This window comes from Streptomyces sp. 7-21, from assembly GCF_016741785.1.
In the GTDB taxonomy this organism is placed as follows: Bacteria; Actinomycetota; Actinomycetes; order Streptomycetales; family Streptomycetaceae; genus Streptomyces.
Genome location: NZ_JAERRL010000002.1, coordinates 36,672 through 56,394, shown reverse-complemented (window position 1 = coordinate 56,394; position 19,723 = coordinate 36,672). Strand labels below are relative to the sequence as shown.

The 19,723-nt window shown below is 72.8% G+C and carries 16 protein-coding genes; 9 read left to right on the top strand and 7 right to left on the bottom strand.

Annotated elements, in window-relative coordinates; translation table 11 throughout:
- Nucleotides 1–145: 145 nt before the first annotated feature.
- The 6 genes from JK356_RS02285 to rarD all read left to right on the top strand — a co-directional run bounded on the left by JK356_RS02285 (nt 146) and on the right by rarD (nt 7,832).
- Nucleotides 146–1,339, top strand: coding sequence for a sensor histidine kinase (locus tag JK356_RS02285; RefSeq protein WP_201865783.1), 1,194 nt, complete (start codon nt 146–148; stop codon nt 1,337–1,339).
- Nucleotides 1,336–2,706 carry a sensor histidine kinase gene (locus JK356_RS02280; protein ID WP_201865782.1) on the top strand — a complete coding sequence of 457 codons (1,371 nt, stop codon included), beginning with the start codon at nt 1,336–1,338 and terminating at the stop codon, nt 2,704–2,706. The genes JK356_RS02285 and JK356_RS02280 overlap by 4 nt, the downstream gene beginning before the upstream one ends.
- A 65-nt stretch (nt 2,707–2,771) precedes the next feature.
- The gene (locus JK356_RS02275; RefSeq protein WP_201865781.1) at nt 2,772–3,431 is read left to right on the top strand and encodes a response regulator transcription factor; all 660 of its coding nucleotides are present in this window, start codon (nt 2,772–2,774) and stop codon (nt 3,429–3,431) included.
- Nucleotides 3,432–3,654: 223 nt separating this feature from the next.
- Nucleotides 3,655–5,565, top strand: coding sequence for a 2-oxoacid:acceptor oxidoreductase subunit alpha (locus JK356_RS02270; protein ID WP_201865780.1), 1,911 nt, complete (start codon nt 3,655–3,657; stop codon nt 5,563–5,565).
- Nucleotides 5,555–6,664, top strand: coding sequence for a 2-oxoacid:ferredoxin oxidoreductase subunit beta (locus JK356_RS02265; protein ID WP_201865779.1), 1,110 nt, complete (start codon nt 5,555–5,557; stop codon nt 6,662–6,664). Before JK356_RS02270 ends, JK356_RS02265 begins: the two co-directional genes overlap by 11 nt.
- Before the next feature lie 235 nt (nt 6,665–6,899).
- Nucleotides 6,900–7,832 (top strand): EamA family transporter RarD, encoded by a 933-nt coding sequence (gene rarD, locus JK356_RS02260; protein ID WP_201866098.1) that lies wholly within the window; start codon nt 6,900–6,902, stop codon nt 7,830–7,832.
- A 7-nt stretch (nt 7,833–7,839) separates the two neighbouring features.
- On the opposite strand, the gene JK356_RS02255 is transcribed toward rarD, so the two are convergent.
- The gene (locus JK356_RS02255) at nt 7,840–9,150 is read right to left on the bottom strand and encodes a hypothetical protein (RefSeq protein ID WP_201865778.1); all 1,311 of its coding nucleotides are present in this window, start codon (nt 9,148–9,150) and stop codon (nt 7,840–7,842) included.
- Between the two features lie 231 nt (nt 9,151–9,381).
- Between JK356_RS02255 and cyaB the strand changes: the two genes are divergently transcribed.
- Complete coding sequence (cyaB, locus tag JK356_RS02250; protein ID WP_201865777.1) at nt 9,382–9,966, top strand: class IV adenylate cyclase; 585 nt, start codon at nt 9,382–9,384, stop codon at nt 9,964–9,966.
- A gap of 240 nt (nt 9,967–10,206) precedes the next feature.
- Here the strand turns inward: cyaB and JK356_RS02245 are convergent, their stop codons facing one another.
- Entirely contained in the window at nt 10,207–10,821 is a 615-nt protein-coding gene (locus JK356_RS02245; protein WP_201865776.1) for an ABATE domain-containing protein, read from the bottom strand.
- 21 nt (nt 10,822–10,842) lie between these two features.
- Here JK356_RS02245 and JK356_RS02240 point away from each other — a divergent pair, with 21 nt between their 5' ends.
- Nucleotides 10,843–11,301 (top strand): VOC family protein, encoded by a 459-nt coding sequence (locus JK356_RS02240; protein ID WP_201865775.1) that lies wholly within the window; start codon nt 10,843–10,845, stop codon nt 11,299–11,301.
- Between the two features lie 88 nt (nt 11,302–11,389).
- Here the strand turns inward: JK356_RS02240 and JK356_RS02235 are convergent, their stop codons facing one another.
- Nucleotides 11,390–12,343 (bottom strand): DUF2092 domain-containing protein, encoded by a 954-nt coding sequence (locus tag JK356_RS02235; RefSeq protein ID WP_201865774.1) that lies wholly within the window; start codon nt 12,341–12,343, stop codon nt 11,390–11,392.
- Between the two features lie 167 nt (nt 12,344–12,510).
- Nucleotides 12,511–13,524 (bottom strand): polyprenyl synthetase family protein, encoded by a 1,014-nt coding sequence (locus JK356_RS02230; RefSeq protein ID WP_201865773.1) that lies wholly within the window; start codon nt 13,522–13,524, stop codon nt 12,511–12,513.
- A gap of 331 nt (nt 13,525–13,855) precedes the next feature.
- Here JK356_RS02230 and JK356_RS02225 point away from each other — a divergent pair, with 331 nt between their 5' ends.
- Nucleotides 13,856–14,386, top strand: a complete 531-nt coding sequence (locus JK356_RS02225; protein ID WP_201865772.1) for a hypothetical protein — start codon at nt 13,856–13,858, stop codon at nt 14,384–14,386.
- Nucleotides 14,387–14,561: 175 nt separating this feature from the next.
- Here JK356_RS02225 and nuoN read toward each other — a convergent pair whose 3' ends face one another.
- The 3 genes from nuoN to nuoL are packed head-to-tail and all read right to left on the bottom strand — an operon-like array spanning nt 14,562 to nt 19,712.
- A complete protein-coding gene (nuoN, locus tag JK356_RS02220) occupies nt 14,562–16,166 on the bottom strand; it encodes an NADH-quinone oxidoreductase subunit NuoN (RefSeq protein ID WP_201865771.1) in 1,605 nt (534 codons plus the stop codon).
- Nucleotides 16,163–17,815 (bottom strand): NADH-quinone oxidoreductase subunit M, encoded by a 1,653-nt coding sequence (locus JK356_RS02215; protein WP_201865770.1) that lies wholly within the window; start codon nt 17,813–17,815, stop codon nt 16,163–16,165. The genes nuoN and JK356_RS02215 overlap by 4 nt, the downstream gene beginning before the upstream one ends.
- A 1-nt stretch (nt 17,816) precedes the next feature.
- Nucleotides 17,817–19,712, bottom strand: a complete 1,896-nt coding sequence (nuoL, locus tag JK356_RS02210) for an NADH-quinone oxidoreductase subunit L (protein ID WP_201865769.1) — start codon at nt 19,710–19,712, stop codon at nt 17,817–17,819.
- Between the last annotated feature and the right edge of the window lie 11 nt (nt 19,713–19,723).

Genomic DNA, 19,723 nt, shown 5'->3' with positions numbered 1-19,723 from the left:
GAGGCCTCCCCAGCGAAGTATCAGCACCGGAGTTTAGGGGGTGAGGGTCGCCTTGTGACCAGGGCGGGGGGTGGGGATATCCCCACTCGGCTTGACCAACCAGCCCCATGGCAGGCGCCCGCGCGCGACGTGCAGTCTTGGTGCCATGACGAGGGACTCCGGGGCCACCACCGAGACACTGCCACCGCCGCGGGCCGCGCTCAGCGCGCAGACCTGGCGGGAGTTCGGCTACCTGCTGTCGAGCTTCCCGCTCGACATCATCGGCTTCTGTTACGTGGCGGCGTGGCTGGCGTTCGGCGTGCCGCTGTCGATCACCATCGTCGGCCTGCCGATCCTGGCCGCCGGGCTGGTCGGCTGCCGCTGGCTGGGCAAGTGGGAGCGGATGCGGGCCCGGCGGCTGCTGAAGGTGGCGGTGGACGAGCCGAGCCCGCTGCCGGTGCGGCGGGACGCGGGGGTGCTGTCGTGGCTGTGGTCCTCGCTGAAGGACCCGGTGGGGTGGCGCACCGCGCTCTTCTTCGTGGTGCGGCTGCCGTGGACGCTGGTGTGCTTCACGGTGATGTGCTGCGCGTTCTTCCTGCTGTGGTGGCTGCTGCCGTGGCTGACGCGCGGGATGACCAACGTCGACCGGGCCCTGGTGCGGGTGCTGCTGTCGCCCTCGGACTCGCTGGAGCGCCGCATCCGGGAGCTGGAGTCGGACCGGATGACCGTCACCGACGCCGCCAGCGCCGACCTGCGGCGCATCGAGCGCGACCTGCACGACGGGGCGCAGGCCCGGCTGGTGACCCTGGCGATGGGCCTTGGCCTGGCCAAGGAGAAGGTGGCCGAGGACCCCGAGGCCGCCGCGAAGATGGTCGAGGAGGCGCACGGCGAGGTGAAGCTTGCCCTCCAGGAGCTGCGCGACCTCGCCCGCGGCATCCACCCCGCCGTCCTCACCGACCGGGGGCTCGGCCCCGCGCTGTCCTCCGTCGCCTCGCGCTGCACCGTGCCGGTGCGGGTGACGGCCGAGCTGGACGAGCGGCCGGCCGAGGCGATCGAGGGCATCGCCTACTTCACCGCCTCCGAGCTGCTGCAGAACATCAGCAAGCACGCGCAGGCCACGCAGGCGGCGGTGGAGGTCTGGCGCGCGGATGACCGGCTGATGCTCCAGGTCACCGACGACGGTGTCGGCGGCGCCGACCCCTCCGCCGGCAGCGGCCTGGCCGGCCTCGCGGAACGCCTCGCCGCCGTCGACGGCCTCCTCGCGGTGCACTCGCCCCAGGGAGGCCCCACCACCATCACCGCTGAGCTCCCGTGGCGGGAGCGCTCTGGCACCGACCGAACGGGGAGGGCCCCGCGATGACGACCATCCGCACCACGCACGCGCCGTCCGCGCCGGACCAGCGCCCGCTGCTGGCCCGCGTCCTGCTCACTCCCTTCAGCGGCCGCACGCTGCGGGAGGGCCTGTACGCGCTGCTGAACCTGCCGCTGGGCATCACCGGCTTCCTGCTGGCGTTCTCCGGCCTGGCCGTCTCCCTGTCGATGCTGATCCTGGTCGTGGGGCTGCCGCTGCTCGGGTTCGTGCTGGTGCTGCTGCGGCAGTGGGGCCGCCTGGAGCGGGCCCGCGCCCGGCTGCTGCTGCGGCACGACGTCGCCGAGCCGGAGCCGCTGCGGCCCCGGCAGCGCCCGGGTGACCCGAACGTGCAGAACACCGCGCTGGCGTGGCTGGGGGCGCTGCTGCGCAGCAACGTCTCCTGGCGCTCGGCCGCCTACGCGCTGCTGCACGGGTGGTGGGGCCTGTGCACCTTCACGATCATGTGCGTGCTGTGGGCCGGCGGCCTGGGCCTGCTGACCTACCCGGTGTGGTACTGGCCGCTGCGGGCAAGCGGCGATGTGGACGGCATCGGGATCAACACGGACGGCGAGGGCGGCGGCTGGGTGTGGGACTCGCCGCTGGAGCTCCTGCTGGCCGCCGTGCTGGGGCTGCTGCTGCTGTACCTGGCGGCGCCCGTGATCCGGGGCATGGCGCAGGTGGACCGGGTGCTGGTGAGCGGGCTGCTGGGCCCGTCGGCCGCGGCCTCGCGGGTGCGCCAGCTGGAGTCGGACCGCTCGCAGGTGGTGGACACCACGCAGGCGGACTTGCGGCGGATCGAGCGCGACCTGCACGACGGGGCGCAGGCCCGGCTGGTGGCGCTGGCGATGGAGCTGGGGCTGGCGAAGGAGAAGCTGGCTGAGGACCCCGAGGCCGCCGCGAAGATGGTCGAGGAGGCGCACGGCGAGGTGAAGCTCGCGCTCCAGGAGCTGCGCGACCTCGCCCGCGGCATCCACCCCGCGGTCCTCACCGACCGGGGGCTGGGGCCGGCGCTGTCGGCGGTGGCGGCCCGCTGCGGGGTGCCGGTGACGGTGGACGTGGAGCTGGACGAGCGCCCGGCCGAGGCGATCGAGGGCATCGCGTACTTCACCGTCTCCGAGCTGCTGCAGAACGTCAGCAAGCACGCGCAGGCCACGCGGGCGGCGGTGGAGGTCTGGCGCGCGGACAACCGGCTGATGCTCCAGGTCACCGACGACGGCGTGGGCGGCGCCGACCCCTCCGCCGGCAGCGGCCTGGCCGGCCTGTCCGAACGTCTCGCCGCCGTCGACGGCCTCCTCGCGGTGCGCTCCCCGGTGGGCGGCCCCACCACCATCACCGCCGAACTGCCCTGGCGGGACCGGGAGGCTGCCCGCAGGTGAGATGCTTGTCCCCGGCGCCCGCCCGGCGCGGGCGGGCGAGCGGCAACGGGGAATGGAGCTGAGACGTGCGGGTGGTCATCGCCGAGGATTCGGTGCTGCTGCGGGAAGGGCTGCGGCGCCTGCTCCACGACCGGGGGCATGAGGTCGTCGCCGGTGTCGGGGACGGGGAGGCGCTGATCAAGGCCGTCAGCGACCTGGCGGACGCGGGCGAGCCGCCGGACGTGGTGGTGGCGGACGTGCGGATGCCGCCGACGCACACGGACGAGGGGGTGCGGGCGGCGGTGCGGCTGCGGCAGCGCTACCCGGACCTGGGGGTGCTGGTGCTCTCGCAGTACGTGGAGGAGCAGTACGCGACGGAGCTGATCGCCGGGTCCAGCCGGGGTGTGGGCTACCTGCTGAAGGACCGGGTGGCGGACGTGAGTGAGTTCACCGAGGCTGTCACCCGGGTGGCGCAGGGCGGCACCGCGCTCGACCCGGAGGTCGTGGCGCAGCTGCTGGGCCGCAGCCGGAAGCAGGACGTGCTGGCGGGGCTCACGCCGCGCGAGCGGGAGGTGCTGGCCCTGATGGCGGAGGGCCGGACGAACTCGGCGATCGCCAGGCAGCTCGTGGTGAGCCACGGCGCCGTGGAAAAGCACGTGAGCAACATCTTCATGAAGCTCGGCTTGGCCCAGAGTGACACAGATCACCGGCGAGTTCTGGCGGTTCTGACCTACCTCAATTCCTGAACGGCTGCGAGCCTGGAGTCAGAACCCCCCATTGCGCAACAGATGCGGCGTGCCGGTGGGGACTTAGGGGCGGCTGCGGGGGGAAGAACCAGGACCAAGGGGGGAGGCGATCTCCGCCGCGGTGAGGTGACGTCGCGCGTCCATCATGTGATCACCTTCAGGAAGGTGAACCTTACCCGCGTACGATGGCTGGCACGAGCCGCCTCGAAGGAGGGCTACAGCAGTGACCACTGAGGTCAACCAGGCGACCCGGGACAGCAGCAAGAGCACCAGGCGCCTGGAGCGGGTGATCATCCGTTTCGCGGGTGATTCCGGAGACGGGATGCAGCTTACCGGCGATCGTTTCACCTCAGAAACGGCCTCGCTGGGAAATGATCTGTCGACCCTGCCGAACTTTCCCGCGGAAATCCGTGCCCCCGCCGGGACACTGCCGGGTGTGTCCTCGTTCCAGGTGCATTTCGCGGACCACGACATCCTCACGCCGGGTGACGCGCCCGACGTGCTGGTGGCGATGAACCCGGCGGCGCTGAAGGCGAACGTGCCGGACCTGCCGCGCGGCGCCGAGATCATCGTGAACACGGACGAGTTCACCTCGCGCGCCATGGCGAAGGTCGGCTACGCGGGCAACCCCCTGGAGGACGGCTCGCTGGACGGGTACCGCGTCCACAAGGTGCCGCTGACGACCCTGACCGTCGAGGCGCTCAAGGAGTACGGCCTGACCCGCAAGGAGGCGGGCCGCTCCAAGAACATGTTCGCCCTGGGCCTGCTGTCGTGGATGTACCACCGGCCGACCGAGGGCACGGAGGCGTTCCTGCGGACGAAGTTCGCCAAGCGCCCCGAGCTGGCCGAGGCCAACATCACGGCCTTCCGCGCGGGCTGGAACTACGGCGAGACCACGGAGGACTTCGCCGTCTCCTACGAGGTGGCCCCGGCCGCCAGCGCCTTCCCGCCCGGCACCTACCGGAACATCTCGGGCAACCTGGCGCTGGCCTACGGCCTGATCGCGGCCGCGCACCGGGCGGACCTGCCGCTGTTCCTCGGCTCGTACCCGATCACCCCGGCCTCCGACGTGCTGCACGAGCTGTCGAAGCACAAGAACTTCGGCGTGCGCACCTTCCAGGCCGAGGACGAGATCGCCGGCATCGGCGCGGCGCTCGGCGCCTCCTTCGGCGGCGCGCTGGGAGTGACGACGACCTCCGGGCCGGGCGTGGCGCTGAAGTCCGAGACCATCGGCCTCGCGGTCTCGCTGGAGCTGCCGCTGCTGATCGTGGACATCCAGCGCGGCGGCCCGTCGACGGGGCTGCCGACCAAGACCGAGCAGGCCGACCTGCTCCAGGCCATGTACGGGCGGAACGGCGAGGCGCCGGTGCCGGTCGTGGCGCCCGCGACGCCGGCCGACTGCTTCACGGCCGCCCTGGACGCGGCGCGCATCGCGCTGACGTACCGCACACCGGTCTTCCTGCTGTCCGACGGGTACCTGGCCAACGGCTCCGAGCCGTGGCGGGTGCCGGAGATCGAGGAGCTGCCCGACCTGCGGGTGCAGTTCGCCAGCGGCCCGAACCACACGCTGGCCGACGGCACCGAGGTGTTCTGGCCGTTCAAGCGCGACGAGCGCACGCTCGCCCGCCCGTGGGCCGTCCCCGGCACGCCCGGCCTGGAGCACCGCATCGGCGGCATCGAGAAGCAGGACGGCACCGGCAACATCAGCTACGACCCGGCCAACCACGACCACATGGTGCGCACCCGCCAGGCCAAGGTGGACGGGATCGACGTGCCTGACGCCGTGGTGGACGACCCGGACGGCCCGCCCGGACAGGGCGCGAAGGTCCTGGTGCTGGGCTGGGGTTCGACGTACGGCCCGATCACGGCCGCTGTGCGCCGCATCCGGCGCGCGGGCGGCAGCATCGCACAGACCCATCTGCGTCACCTGAACCCGCTGCCGGCGAACCTGGGCGACGTGCTGCGCGCGTACGACCGGGTGCTGCTGCCCGAGATGAACCTCGGTCAGCTGTCCACGCTGCTGCGGGCCAGGTATCTGGTCGACATCACGCCCCTCACGCAGGTGACCGGCCTGCCCTTCAAGGCCGAGCAGCTCGCGTCCGCTTTCAAGGAGGCCCTCGACAATGCCCAGTGAGGCGCCCAGCGCGGCAGCCACGGCGGACCGTCCGGCCCGCACGTCGCTGGCTCTCGTCCCGACCGCCGACTCCCCGCAGACCGCCAAGGACTTCAAGACGGACCAGGAGGTCCGCTGGTGCCCGGGCTGCGGCGACTACGCCGTACTCGCCGCCGTGCAGGGGTTCCTGCCCGAGCTGGGCGTGGCCCGGGAGAACATCGTCTTCATCTCCGGCATCGGCTGCTCGTCGCGCTTCCCGTACTACATGAACACCTACGGGATGCACTCCATCCACGGCCGCGCCCCGGCCATCGCCACGGGCCTGGCCGCCGCCCGCCGCGACCTGTCGGTGTGGGTCGTCACCGGTGACGGCGACGCGCTGTCCATCGGCGGCAACCACCTGATCCACGCGCTGCGCCGCAACGTCAACCTCAAGATCCTGCTGTTCAACAACCGGATCTACGGGCTGACCAAGGGCCAGTACTCGCCGACCTCGGAGACCGGCAAGATCACGAAGTCCACGCCGATGGGCTCGCTCGACACCCCGTTCAACCCGGTGTCGCTGGCGCTCGGCGCGGAGGCGTCGTTCGTCGCCAGGACCGTGGACTCCGACCGCAAGCACCTCACGAGCGTGCTGCGGGCCGCCGCCGACCACCACGGCTCGGCGCTGGTGGAGATCTACCAGAACTGCAACATCTTCAACGACGGCGCCTTCGAGGTGCTGAAGGACAAGAAGCAGGCCCAGGAGGCCGTGATCCGGCTGGAGCACGGCGAGCCGGTGCGGTTCGGCCTGCCCGCCGAGGACGGCCTCGGCTCGCAGGGCGTGGTGCGCGACCCGGCCACCGGGGAGCTGCGCGTGGTGGACGTCGCCGAGGCGGGCACCGACGGGCTGCTCGTCCACGACGCGCACGCGCCGTCGCCGGTCACGGCGTTCGCGCTGTCGCGGCTGGCCGACCCGCAGACGCTGCACCGCACGCCGATCGGGGTCTTCCGGGACGTGGACCGGCCGGTGTACGAGGAGCAGATGGCCGAGCAGCTGGAGGCCGCCGTGGAGCGCCACGGCAAGGGTGACCTGGCGGCGCTGCTCGCCGGCAACGACACCTGGACGGTCGCGGGCTGACGCCTCCGGGCCCGGGCCCCGGGCCCTCCCCATACGCACTCCGGCCCTTCCCGCCGCGCGGGAAGGGCCGGAGTGCGTATGGGGGCGCGCTGTCAGGACCGTAACGTGGTAACGGGAATGACAGGTTCGCCCAGCGGCGTTACCGTCGTCGTTGGCTGGCGCCGGTCGCGTCAGGAGTGCGTGAGGACGGGAGGCATCAGTGAGTTCGAGCGGTGGGGGTGCGGGCCGGGCCGGCATGGCCTACGGGCTCGCGGCGTTCGGCCTGTGGGGCCTGCTTCCGCTGTACTGGCACGAGCTGGACTCCACGCCCGCGGCCGAGGTGCTCGCCCACCGCATGGTCTGGTCGGTGCCGACGGCCGTCGCGCTGCTGCTGTGCGTCCGCAGCTGGTCGTGGATCCGGCCGCTGCTGCGGCAGCCCCGGCGGCTGGCGCTGCTGGCCGTCTCGGCCTCGCTGATCACGGTCAACTGGTGGCTGTTCATCTGGTCGGTCTCGGTGGACCGCGTCCTGGAGGCCTCGCTGGGGTACTTCATCAACCCGCTGATCTCCATCGCCATCGGCGTGGTGATGCTGCGGGAGCGGCTGCGGCGGGCCCAGTGGGCGGCCGTGGGGATCGGCGGGCTGGCGGTCGTGGTGATGACGGTGGCCTACGGGCAGGTGCCGTGGGTCGCGCTCACGCTCAGCGTCAGCTTCGGGGCGTACGGGCTGGTGAAGAAGAAAACCGGCCTGGACGGGCTGGAGGGCTTCACGGCCGACGCCGCCCTCCAGTTCCTGCCGGCGCTGGCGTATCTGCTGGTGCTGGCGGGCCGGGGCGAGTCGACGTTCACCTCCGAGGGCACGGGGCACGCGCTGCTGCTGGCCGCGGCGGGGCTGGCCACGGCGCTGCCGCTGATCTTCTTCGGCGCGGCGGCGGTGCGGCTGCCGCTGTCGACGCTGGGCCTGATGCAGTACATCGCGCCGAGCACGATGTTCCTGCTGGGCGTCCTGGTCTTCCACGAGGAGATGCCGCCGGAGCGCTGGGCCGGGTTCCTGCTGGTGTGGACGGCGCTGTGCGTCCTGAGCTGGGACGCGCTGCGGCACGCGCGCAAGCGCCGCCGCACGGTGACGCGCCACGACCCCGCGGCGTCCCCCGCCGCCGTGCCGGAGGGCACCGCGGCGGCCCAGGACTGACGCGCCGCTAGCCGCCCGCCGCCGGCGCGTGGCGGCGGGCGCGTTCCCGGGCCGCGGCGACGGCGGTGCCGCCGAGCAGGCCGGCCAGCGAGACGCCGGTGACGGCCGCCGGCAGCACGGCGCCCACGGAGCCGAGGCGTTCCTCGGCGACGGGCGGGACCAGGCCGAGCGGGTCGGTGCGGACCGTAAGGCGCTGGCCCGCCGCCGCGCGCTGGTGCGGGCCGAGGTCCATGCGGCCCAGGTCGCGGCCGGTGCCTGTCTGCCGGAGGTGGTAGGGGCCGCCGCTGGCGGTGACGGTGGCCTCGGTCGCCTCCCCCAGGGTGTGCTGGTAGGCGAGCGGGCCCGCGGCGATCAGCGAGACGGACGAGGCGGCCACGGCGGTCAGCGCGAGCCGCCGCTGGCGGCCGGGGAGCGCGGGGCGCGCGCCCCGCCACAGGGAGACCAGCAGCACCGCGCAGCCGAGGCCGGCGAGGCAGGCGAACAGCCGCCGGTCGGCGGGGGCCGCCAGGGACGCCACCGCGACCAGAACCAGCGCGGCCAGGCAGCGCAGCAGCGCCCGCGTGCGCGGGAACGACGGGTACAGCGGGTCCGCGCCGGGGTCGAGCCGCCGCCAGGGGCCGAGCGTCTCGGTCAGCGCGGCGGCGCCGGCGCGCAGCGCGTCGAGCGCGGCGCGCACCGCGGCGGCCTCGCCGCTGCCGCCCCGCTGGTGCAGGCGCGCCGCCGCTTCGGCTGTCCGTTCGAGGCGCTGGGTCGCGGACTCCAGGGCGCGCGTCAGCGGCTCCGCGCCGGTGCCGTGGCGCGCGTGCCGCTCGGTGCGCGCGTCCAGCGCGCGCAGGTGCGCCCGCAGGGCGGCGCGGTACGGGCCGGGCGGCAGGGACGCGGCCCGCTGGGCCAGCGCGTCCCGGCGGCCGTGCAGCGCGCCGGCGGACACCGGGGCGGACCGCTCGGCGAGGACGGCGGCCTGTTCGGCCTGCCCGGCCAGCTGAAGCGCCAGGCCGCGCGCCTCGACCAGCAGCGCCCGCACCGACGGGTCGCTCAGGCGCTCGGTGAGCTGGCGCAGCCGCCGCTCCGCGTGCTGGATCCGCCGCTGCCACGGCAGCGGGCCGTCGTCGTCGCGCCGCGCCGCCGGTGACGCCTCGTCACGCAGGCGGCGGTAGCAGCGCCGCAGCGCCGCGTCGTACAGCAGCGGCAGCAGCGCCAGGCCCAGTACCGGCCCCCAGGGCAGCGCGAGCCCCGCCCGGGTGGTGAGCCAGGCCAGCCCTGCCGCCGCGGCCAGGATCAGTGGCCCCGCCCACGCCGCGGCCGTTCCGCTCCGCACGTCATGTCCCCCTCATCCCCCGGTTGTTGGGGCCAGCTTACGGAACGAACCGGACCGGAACAGCCATGTGGCACCCCCGGCACCGGCTTCCCCGGGTACGGTGAGGGTCCGCCGGCTGGCAGCGGGGCCGCGGCGGAGTCCGCTCCGGACCGCACGCTGCCGGCGCGGGGCATCCGTCGCGTGTCAGCGGGTAGCGCTCACTGATGCCAACCAAGGACGGAGAGCCCGACCGTGATCGAAGCGGAACTCAAAGCCCACGTGCACGATCCCCAGGACGTCATCAAGAGCCTTGACCGTTACGGGGCCGGGCACGCGGAGACGTACCACGACACCTACTACGACGACGCCACCGGGAGCCTTGCCGCGCGGGACGCCGAGCTGCGGGTGCGGAGCGTTTCCAGTCCGACCGACCAGCGGTTCGTGCTGACCTACAAGGGTGCGGTCATCGACCCGTCCTCAGGCTCCAAGCCGGAGCACGAGACCCGCGTGACCGATCCGGACGCGGTCCACGGCCTGCTGCTGGGCCTCGGGTACCGGCCGGTGATCAGTTATGAGAAGCGGTGCCGCAACTACGAGTTCGAGGCGCGGGAGCGGCACCTGCTGGCCACGCTGGCCTACCTGCCCGAGCTCGACGCCACCTACCTGGAGCTGGAGACGCTGCTCCACGAGGGTGAGGACGTCAAGGCGGCGCTCGCCGACGTACGTGAGGTGCTGCTCGACCTCGGCATCAAGGAGGACGACCTCACCACCGAGCGGTACACCCAGGCGGTGGCGGCCCGCCGCACGGGACAGCGGGACGGCGCGCCAGTCGGCTGACGGTGAGCCGCACGCGGGGGCGGGTCCACGACGCCGCGGGGCGTCGCGGGCCCGCCCGCGTGTGCGCCTCAGTCCAGTGCCGCGGCGAGAGCAGCCGCGACGGGGCGCACGGTGACCCGCACGGTGGTGCCGTGGTCCGCTCCCGGCGCACAGCGCGTCACACGCACCCGGCCGCCGGCCGGAACGACCGCGCCTCTCCCATCGTGCCGCCCGCCGGGTCCCGGGTCGGTCCGGTGCCCGTCACGGCCGTTCCGCCGGGGCGCGGCGGGCGCGCAGGGCCCGCACCTTGTGGCGGTTGCCGCAGTTCTCCATGGCGCACCACCGCCGGCGGCCGGGCCGCGAGGTGTCGACGAACACCAGCGCGCAGTCGCCGGCGGCGCAGACCCGCACCCGGCGGGCGTACGGCCCGGTGAGGAGGTCGACGGCGTCGCGCGCGACCGAGGCCAGCAGGGCGGTGCCGGTCGCGCCCGGGGCCCAGACCCGGCGGGCGCCGGGCCCGACGGCAGGGGCGAGCGGCGGCCGGGCCGCCGCGGCATTGATCGCGGCGACGTCCCCGGGCGCGGGCGCGCGGCCCTCGGCGAGCGCGGTGGCCGCGCGCCACAGCACGCCCCGCAGGTGCCGGGCGTCCGCCACCTCCGCCGCCGTCACGGCCAGGTCCGGCACCGGCCCCAGGCGGCACTCGCCGGCCCACGCGACCAGATCGCCGGGGGCGTGCAGCGTCTCGTAGCGCGCGTAGGGGCCCGGACCGCCGCCGGTCGGCAGCAGCTCCAGACAGAGGGTCCCGGGGTCGAACCGGTACCGCAGCCCGGTACCGGACCGCAGTGACACGCCGGGCTTCCTTGCCTCCTCTCCCATGTAACCAATATAAACAGTTACATGCGCACTCTGGGATGGAAGCTGGTCGTCGACGCCGCCGACGCGCCCCGCCTCGGCGACCTCTGGGCCGCCGCCCTGGGATACGAGCTGGAGGACCACAGCCCGCTCCTGGAACGGCTGCTCAGCTCCGGGCAGATCGGCGAGGACGCCGTCTTCGAGCACCACGGCCGCCGCGCCTGGCGCGCCTACGCCGCCGTGCGGCACCCCGACGACCCCGTCGACGAGGCCACCGGCGTCGGCCGGGGACGCCGCATCCTCTTCCAGCACGTCCCGGAGCCGAAGCCCGCCGCCAAGAACCGCCTGCACATCGACATTCACAGCGAGCCCGGCGGCCTCGACGCGCTCGTCACCCGGCTTGAGGGCCTCGGCGCCACCCGCGTCCGCGAGGTCGACCAGGGCCCGGCCGGGCGCTGGTGGGTGATGACCGACCCGGAGGGCAACGAGTTCTGCGCCGCCTGAACGCCGGCGCCCGCACAGAAGCGGCCCCCGCTTCCCGGTCACAGGCCGGGCAGCGGGGGCCGCGGTGCGCGTGTGCCGCGCGCCGGCGTCAGGCGTCGGGCAGCAGCCCGGGCAGGATCTCCGGAAGCAGGTCCGGCAGCGGAGTCTGCGGGTTGATCTCGACCACGTCGGCGCCCTCCGGCGGCGTGAACTCGAACTGCCCGCCGGGCGGCTGCTGGTAGGTAAGCTGCGAGAACGCCACGTCCAGCACCCGGCCCTCGGGCCCGTCGGCGGTGACGGCCAGCGGCACGCCGGTCTGGGCGTCCACGGAGATCCGCACCGACGACACCCCGGTCCGCTCGGCCGCCTCGCTGGTGGGCTCCACGACGAGCTGGTACGCGTCCCGCCCGGCGACCCGCGCGCTGCCGTCCACCGAGACGTCGGCGTACCGCCCGGCCTCCTCAAGCGCCTGCTGCGCGGCCTCGCGCGGCGTGAAGCCGCCCAGCCAGTCCTCCGGGCCGCTGCCCCGCTGCCCCTCGCGCACTCCCTCGGGCACCTGGGCCTGGTAGACCGTCTCGCTGGCGCTGTCGTAGGCCCACAGCTCGTCGCCGTTGTGGATGACGGCGAACTCGTCCTCGCCCTGGGCCACCGCGAGCCGCTGCCGCTCCGGGCCGTCCACGGCGACCCGCAGCGTGGCGTCGCCCGACACCAGATCCGCCACCGCGCCCGCCGGGCCGCCGATCTGGTCGGCCACCCCGTCGAGGACCCTGTCGAAAACCCCGCCGAGGTCCGGCAGGCCGAAGTCGGCGTTGACCGATACCGTGCCGTAGAACTGCTCCGTCTCCGACTCAGCGATCCGCGTCAGCAGCTCCTCGGCGGTCACCTCCGGCAGGTCAGGACTGCCGTCGCTCGCCAGCGCGGGCCACAGGGTCGTCCCCAGCGCCGCGGCGCCCGCCACGACGGCCGTCGGGATCACCGCTCTGCGGAGCGCCCTTCCGCCCCGCCGCGTACCCCGCTGCTGCTCGTCAGCCGCTGTCTCCCCCGCTGTCGATCCGGCTGCCATCAGACCCCCATCCCTATCGGTATCCGGACATTCACATGATTAATTGCACCAGGAACCGCCCCCGTCCGGCATCCATCGCCGGGGTCTTTCGGTGTCATACCCCAGGAGTACGCGCGCCGCGCACAACCGGCCCGACCCTTACGGGTTGTTCCGGCGGTGCCCAGGGGTCACACCGTGCGGTCGGCCACCGCGTCGCAGAGGTCCGACAGCGCCGCGCGGGCCGGGATGTCCGGCAGAGCCTGGAGCGTCTCCCGGGCCTGCTCGGCGAACGACAGGGCGTCGCGCCGCGCCAGCTCCAGCGCCGGATGCGCCCGCAGCCCCGCCAGCGCCGCCGCCAGGCGGCCGTCGTCGCTCAGGTCCCCGTCCAGCAGCGCCACCAGCGCGCGGTCGGCCTCCGTGGCGTCCGCGCCGGCGGCCATCTCCCGCACCCGCAGCACCGGCATCGTCGGGACGCCCTCGCGCAGATCCGTCCCCGGCGTCTTCCCGGACTCCGAGCCGTCGCTGGCGATGTCCAGCACGTCGTCCGCGAGCTGGAAGGCGACGCCGATCCGCTCGCCGTACTGCGCCAGCACCTCGACGACCCCCTCGTCCGCGCCCGCCATCATGGCGCCGAGCCGCCCGGCCACGGCGATCAGCGAGCCGGTCTTGCCGGCGATGACGTCCAGGTAGTGGGCCACCGGGTCCTCGCCCTCGCGCGGGCCCGCCGTCTCCTGGATCTGGCCGGTCACCAGCCGCTCGAACGCCTCGGACTGGATCCGCACCGCGCGCGGCCCGAGGTCGGAGACGATGGCCGAGGCCCGGGAGAACAGGAAGTCGCCGGTGAGGACGGCAACGGTGTTGTCCCAGCGGGCGTTGACGCTCGGCACGCCGCGCCGCATCTCGGCCTCGTCCATGATGTCGTCGTGGTACAGCGTCGCCAGGTGCGTCAGCTCCACGACCACGGCGGCGGGCACCACGCCGGGGGCGTAGGGATCGCCGAAGTGCGAGGAGAGCAGGGACAGCAAGGGGCGGAACCGCTTGCCGCCGGCGCGCACCAGATGCTGTGCGGCCTCCGTGATGAAGGGGACGTCGCTCTTGGTCGCTTCCACCAGACCGGCCTCGACAGCAGCGAGACCCGAGCGGACCTCGGCCTGTAGAACCTCGTCCCGCACGCTCACCCCGAGGGGACCCACGACGGTCACGGGCGTTACTCTCCTGTCTTCGGCACGTCCAGCGCTGCGCTGTCCACCGGCAGGGTAGCCGGTGCGAAGTGGATCAACGCCGCCGCGTCCTCTTCTCGCGTGTGCCCGCGTCATGGGCGCGTCATGCCTCTGCCCTAGGCTGATGCTCGTCCGCCGCTTGTCAACCGGGCCATTTCGGCAACCATGCGGAGCAATTGCCATAACTCCGTAACATTTGCCTATACGCGGCCCGTTGTCGACTAAGGTGCACGAGACCACGTTCAACATACGAGGGGAAATAATGCGTAGGTCAATTCGCCTGGCCGCTCCGGCTGTTGCCGTCGCGTCGGTCATGCTTCTCGGCGCGTGCGGCAGCGACGACGACGACAGCGGGGGCAGCATCCAGATAGGTGACCTCCAGGGCGGCGGCGACTCCGGCTCCGGGGAGGGCGGCTCCGGGGAGGGCGGCTCGGACGACGGCTCCGCCAACGCCGGCGGCGGTTCCACCTCCAACGCCGACCTCGAGGGCAGCTGGATGTCGGGCGCCCAGCCCCCCTACCACGTGATCACCGTCATGAGCGGCAGCATCTCGCTCGTCGACGACACTCTGACGGAGACGTGCACCGGCACGGTCAACGACGGCCAGATCACCATGACCTGCGAGTCCGGCAGCAACGAGTTCACCTCCGGCAACGCGTCCGTCAGCAACGGCACGCTCACCGTCGTCTGGGACTCCGGCACCCAGGAGACCTACCAGCGCTCTGAGGAAGTCCTCGGCGACCTGGGTAACTTCGACGACCTGGGTGACCTCGGCGACCTGGGTGACATGGGTGACATGGGTGACCTCGGCGACATGGAGGACCTGGGCGGCTCCACCTTCTGACAAACGTCCCCGTGCGGACGGCCCGCTGCGTCAGAACCGCCTGGAAGGCCCGGACCACGCGACGGTCCGGGCCTTCCCCATGCCGCCGGCCCGCGGCCAGGGCTCCCGGCCGCTCACACGGCGGCGCCCCCGGCCCGCACCGGGACGGGGGGCGCACAGCCGCCTGAGAGCACCGTCAGCGCACGAACACGCCCGCGTCGCTGGCCAGGTCCAGGAAGAACTGCGGCGCCACGCCCAGCACCACCGTGACGACGGCGGCCAGGCCCACCACCGACGTCGTCAGCGCGCTCGGGATCACCACCGACGGCCCGTCCGGCTTCGGCTCGCTGAAGAACATCAGCACGATGACCCGGATGTAGAAGAACGCCGCGATCGCCGAGGCCGCCACACCCACGATCACCAGGCCCATGGCCCCCGCGTCGGCCGCCGCCCGGAACACCGCGAACTTGCCGGCGAAGCCCGACGTCAGCGGGATCCCCGCGAACGCCAGCAGGAACAGCGCGAACACCGAGGCCAGCAGCGGCGACCGCCGCCCCAGCCCCGCCCACTGCGACAGGTGCGTCGCCTCGCCGCCGGCGTCCCGCACCAGCGTCACCACGGCGAACGCGCCCAGCGTCACGAACGAGTAGGCCGCCAGGTAGAACAGCACCGAGGACACACCGTCCTCGCTGACCGCCACCACACCCGCCAGGATGAACCCGGCGTGCGCGATCGACGAGTACGCCAGCAGCCGCTTCACGTCGGTCTGCGTGAGCGCGATGACCGCGCCCGCGACCATCGACGCGATCGCCACGCCCCACAGCACCGGCTCCCAGTCCCAGCGCAGGCCCGGCAGCATCACGTACAGCAGCCGCAGCATCGCGCCGAACGCCGCCACCTTCGTGGCCGCCGCCATGAAGCCCGTCACCGGGGTCGGCGCGCCCTGGTACACGTCCGGGGTCCACATGTGGAACGGCACCGCGCCCACCTTGAACAGCAGCCCCATCGTGACCATGGCACCGCCGATCAGCAGCAGCGCGTCGTTGCCCATCGTCGAGGCCAGGCCCGCGTTGGCCCTCGCCGGTTCACCGCTGATCACGTCCGCGATGCCCGCGTACGACACCGTGCCCGCGTAGCCGTACAGCATCGCGATGCCGAACAGCAGGAACGCCGAGGCGAAGGCGCCGAGCAGGAAGTACTTCACCGCCGCTTCCTGCGACAGCAGGCGCCGCCGCCGGGCCAGCGCGCACAGCATGTACAGCGGCAGCGACAGCACTTCCAGGGCGATGAAGAGCACCAGCAGGTCGTTGGCCGCCGGGAACAGCAGCATGCCGCCGACCGCGAACAGCAGCAGCGGGAAGATCTCCGTCGTGGTGTGCCCCGCCCGGACGGCCTCGCGCTCCGCCGGGCCGCCCGGCACCGCCGCCGCCTGGGCCGCGAAGGAGTCGACCGCCTTGCCGTGCGCGGCCGGCTCCAGCCGCCGCTCGGCGAAGAGGAACACCGAGACCAGGCCGACCAGCAGGATCACGCCCTGGAGGAACAGCGCCGGTCCGTCCACGGCCAGCGAGCCCTCGCCCGCCACCTGTGCCTTGTCGCTGGCGTGCCCGGCGGCCGCCAGGCCCACGACGGCGGCGAAGCTGGCGGCCAGCGCCAGGCTGGTCAGCGTCACCTGCGTCGCGTACCGCACCCGCCGCGGCAGGAACGCCTCGACGAGCACGCCGAGGACGGCCGCGCCGAACACGATCAGGCTCGGAGAGAGCGCGGCCCACTCGATGTCCGGAGCCGTCAGTACCCCGTTCACTCCGCTGCCTCCTCTTCATGCTCAAGCTGTGCCGGCCCGTCGGGCTGGTCCGCCACGGACACGCCGGGTTCCGGATCGGTTCTGCCCACGTCCGACAGGGTGTGCTCCACGGCCGGATCCACGATGTCCGTCAGCGGCTTGGGGTAGACGCCCAGGAACAGCAGCAGCCCGATCAGCGGAGCCACCACGGCCAGCTCCCGCACCCGCAGGTCCGGCAGCTTCTCCACGCCCTCACGCACCGGGCCCGTCATGGTCCGCTGGTAGAGCAGCAGCACGTACAGCGCCGCCAGCACTATCCCGGCGCACGCCACGATGCCGGCCACCTCGTAGCGGCGGAACGTCCCGATCAGCACCAGGAACTCGCTGACGAACGGGCCGGTGCCCGGCAGCGACAGCGTCGCCAGGCCGCCGATGAGGAACGTGCCCGCCAGCACCGGCGCCGTCTTCTGCACGCCGCCGTAGTCGGCGATCAGGCGCGAGCCGCGCCGCGAGATGAGGAACCCGGCGACCAGCATCAGCGCCGCCGTCGCCACCCCGTGGTTGATCATGTAGAGCGTCGCGCCGCCGTGGCCCTGGCTCGTCATCGCGAAGATGCCGAGGATGATGAAGCCGAAGTGGCTGATCGAGGCGTACGCGATGAGCCGCTTCATGTCGCGCTGGCCGATCGCCAGCAGCGCGCCGTAGATGACCGACACCAGCGCCAGGACGATCACCACCGGCGTCGCCCAGTCGCTGGCCTCGGGGAACAGCCCCAGGCAGAACCGCAGCATCGCGAACGTGCCGACCTTGTCGACGACCGCCGTGATGAGCACCGCGACCGGGGCCGTGGACTCGCCCATCGCGTTCGGCAGCCAGGTGTGGACCGGCCACAGCGGCGCCTTGATGGCGAACGCCACGAAGAAGCCGAGGAACAGCCAGCGCTCGGTGCCCGTCGCCAGGTCGAACTCGCCGGCCGCCCGCGCGTCGGCGATCGCCGTCAGCGAGAACGTGCCCTCGCCGAGCTGGTCGGCGGTGGCGACGTACAGGCCGATGACGGCCGCCAGCATGATCAGGCCGCCGGCCAGGTTGTACAGCAGGAACTTCACCGCGGCGTACGACCGCTGCCGGGCCTGGCCCTCCTCGTCCTGCTCTCCCGCACGGTCCCCGAAGCCCCCGATGAGGAAGTACATCGGGATGAGCATGGCCTCGAAGAAGATGTAGAAGAGGAAGATGTCGGTCGCGGCGAAGGACATGATGACCATCGCCTCGACCATCAGGATCAGGGCGAAGAAACCCTGGGTGGGCCGCCAGCGGCGGGCCGTCGGCGTCTCGTCCTCGCGCGGGTCCGCGTCGTTCCAGCCGGCCCCGATGAGGAACGGCACCAGCACCGCCGTCAGCGCGATCATCGCCACGCCGATGCCGTCCACGCCCAGTTCGTAGCGGACGCCGAAGTCCTCGATCCAGGACCGCGACTCGGTCAGCTGGTACCGGTCGGCACCGGCTCCGGTGTCGAAGCGCAGCAGCACCGCCGCGGCGAGTCCCAGCGTCACGAGGGAGAACAGCAGCGCCGTCCATTTGGCGGCGGTGCGCCGGGCCGCGGGCACCGCCGCCGTGGCGACCGCGCCCGCGGCGGGGGCCACAACTGTGGCCGTCAGCAGGGGAAAGGACATATCAGACCGCCCTCATCAGCAGCGTCGCGGCGACCAGCACGGCCGCACCGCCCAACATCGAGACCGCGTAAGAGCGCGCGAAGCCGTTCTGCACGCGGCGCAGCCGCCCGGACAGGCCGCCGAAGGCCGCCGCCGTGCCGTTGACCACGCCGTCCACGAGCTTGTGGTCGACGTAGACCAGGCCGCGCGTCAGGTAGTTGCCCGGCCGGACGAACGCCGCGTGGTTGAAGTCGTCCTGCAGCAGGTCGCGCCGCGCGGCCCGGGTGAGGAACCGCCCCGCCGGCGCCACGGCGGGCACCGGGCGGCGGCCGTACTGGAGCCAGGCCCCGGCCACGCCGATGACCATCACGGCCGTGGCCGCGATCGACACCCCGCCGTGGCTGACGGGCGAGTCACCGTGCTCCAGGCCCGTCACCGGCTCCAGCCAGTGGACGAACGACTCGTTGACGTCGAACGCGAAGCCCGCGCCGACCGAGCCGACCGCCAGCAGGATCATCGGCACCGTCATCGTCAGCGGCGACTCGTGCGGATGCGGCTCGTGGCCCTGCGCGTCGGGCTGCCACCGCTTCTCGCCGAAGAACGTCATCAGCATGATGCGCGTCATGTAGTACGCCGTCAGCGCCGCGCCCAGCAGCATCACGCCGCCGAGGATCCAGCCCTGGGTCCCGCCCTTGGAGAAGCCGGCGTAGATGATCTCGTCCTTGGAGAAGAAGCCGGACAGGTACGGGAAGCCGATGATCGCCAGGTAGGCCAGGCCGAAGGTGGCGAACGTGACCGGCATGTACCGCCGCAGGCCGCCGTAGCGCCGCATGTCGACCTCGTCGTTCATGCCGTGCATCACGGAGCCCGCGCCGAGGAACAGCCCGGCCTTGAAGAAGCCGTGCGTCACCAGGTGCATGATGGCGAAGACGTAGCCCAGCGGGCCGAGCCCGGCGGCCAGCATCATGTACCCGATCTGCGACATCGTGGACCCGGCGAGGGCCTTCTTGATGTCGTCCTTCGCGCATCCGACGATCGCACCGAACAGCAGCGTGACCGCGCCGACAACGATGACGGCGGTCTGCGCGTCCGGCGCGGCGTCGAACACCGCGCCGGAGCGGGTGATCAGGTACACGCCCGCGGTCACCATGGTCGCGGCGTGGATCAGCGCCGACACCGGCGTCGGGCCCTCCATGGCGTCGCCGAGCCAGGACTGGAGCGGCACCTGCGCCGACTTGCCGCAGGCCGCCAGCAGCAGCATCAGGCCGATGCCGGTCAGCGTCGCCTCGCTGGCGCCGCCCACGCTGGCCGCGACCGGCTCCATCGCGAACGTCCCGAACGTGGTGAACATCAGGAAGATCGCGATGGCCAGGCCGACGTCGCCGACGCGGTTGACGATGAACGCCTTCTTCGCCGCCGTCGCCGCGCTCGGCTTGTGCTGCCAGAAACCGATCAGCAGGAACGAGGCGAGGCCGACGCCCTCCCAGCCGACGTACAGCAGGAGGTAGTTGTCGGCCAGGACCAGCAGCAGCATGGCCGCCAGGAACAGGTTCAGGTAGGCGAAGAAGCGCCGCCGCCGCTCGTCGTGCGCCATGTAGCCGACCGAGTACAGGTGGATGAGCGTCCCCACGCTGGTGATCAGCAGCACGAACGTCATGGACAGCGGATCGAGGCGGAACGCCACGTCCGCCTGGAAGTCCGCCACCGGCACCCAGCTGAACAGGTGCTGGTGCAGCGAGCGTTCCTCCGCGTCACGGCCGAGCAGGTCGGCCCATAGCGCAAGCGCGAGCACGAGGGAGACGGCGGCCAGGGCCACGGCCAGCCAGTGGCCCACGCGGTCCAGGCGCCGCCCGCCGATCAGCAGCACGGCGGCGCCCAGCAGCGGTGCCGCGATGAGCAGTCCGATGAGTGACTCCACTGGTGTGTATC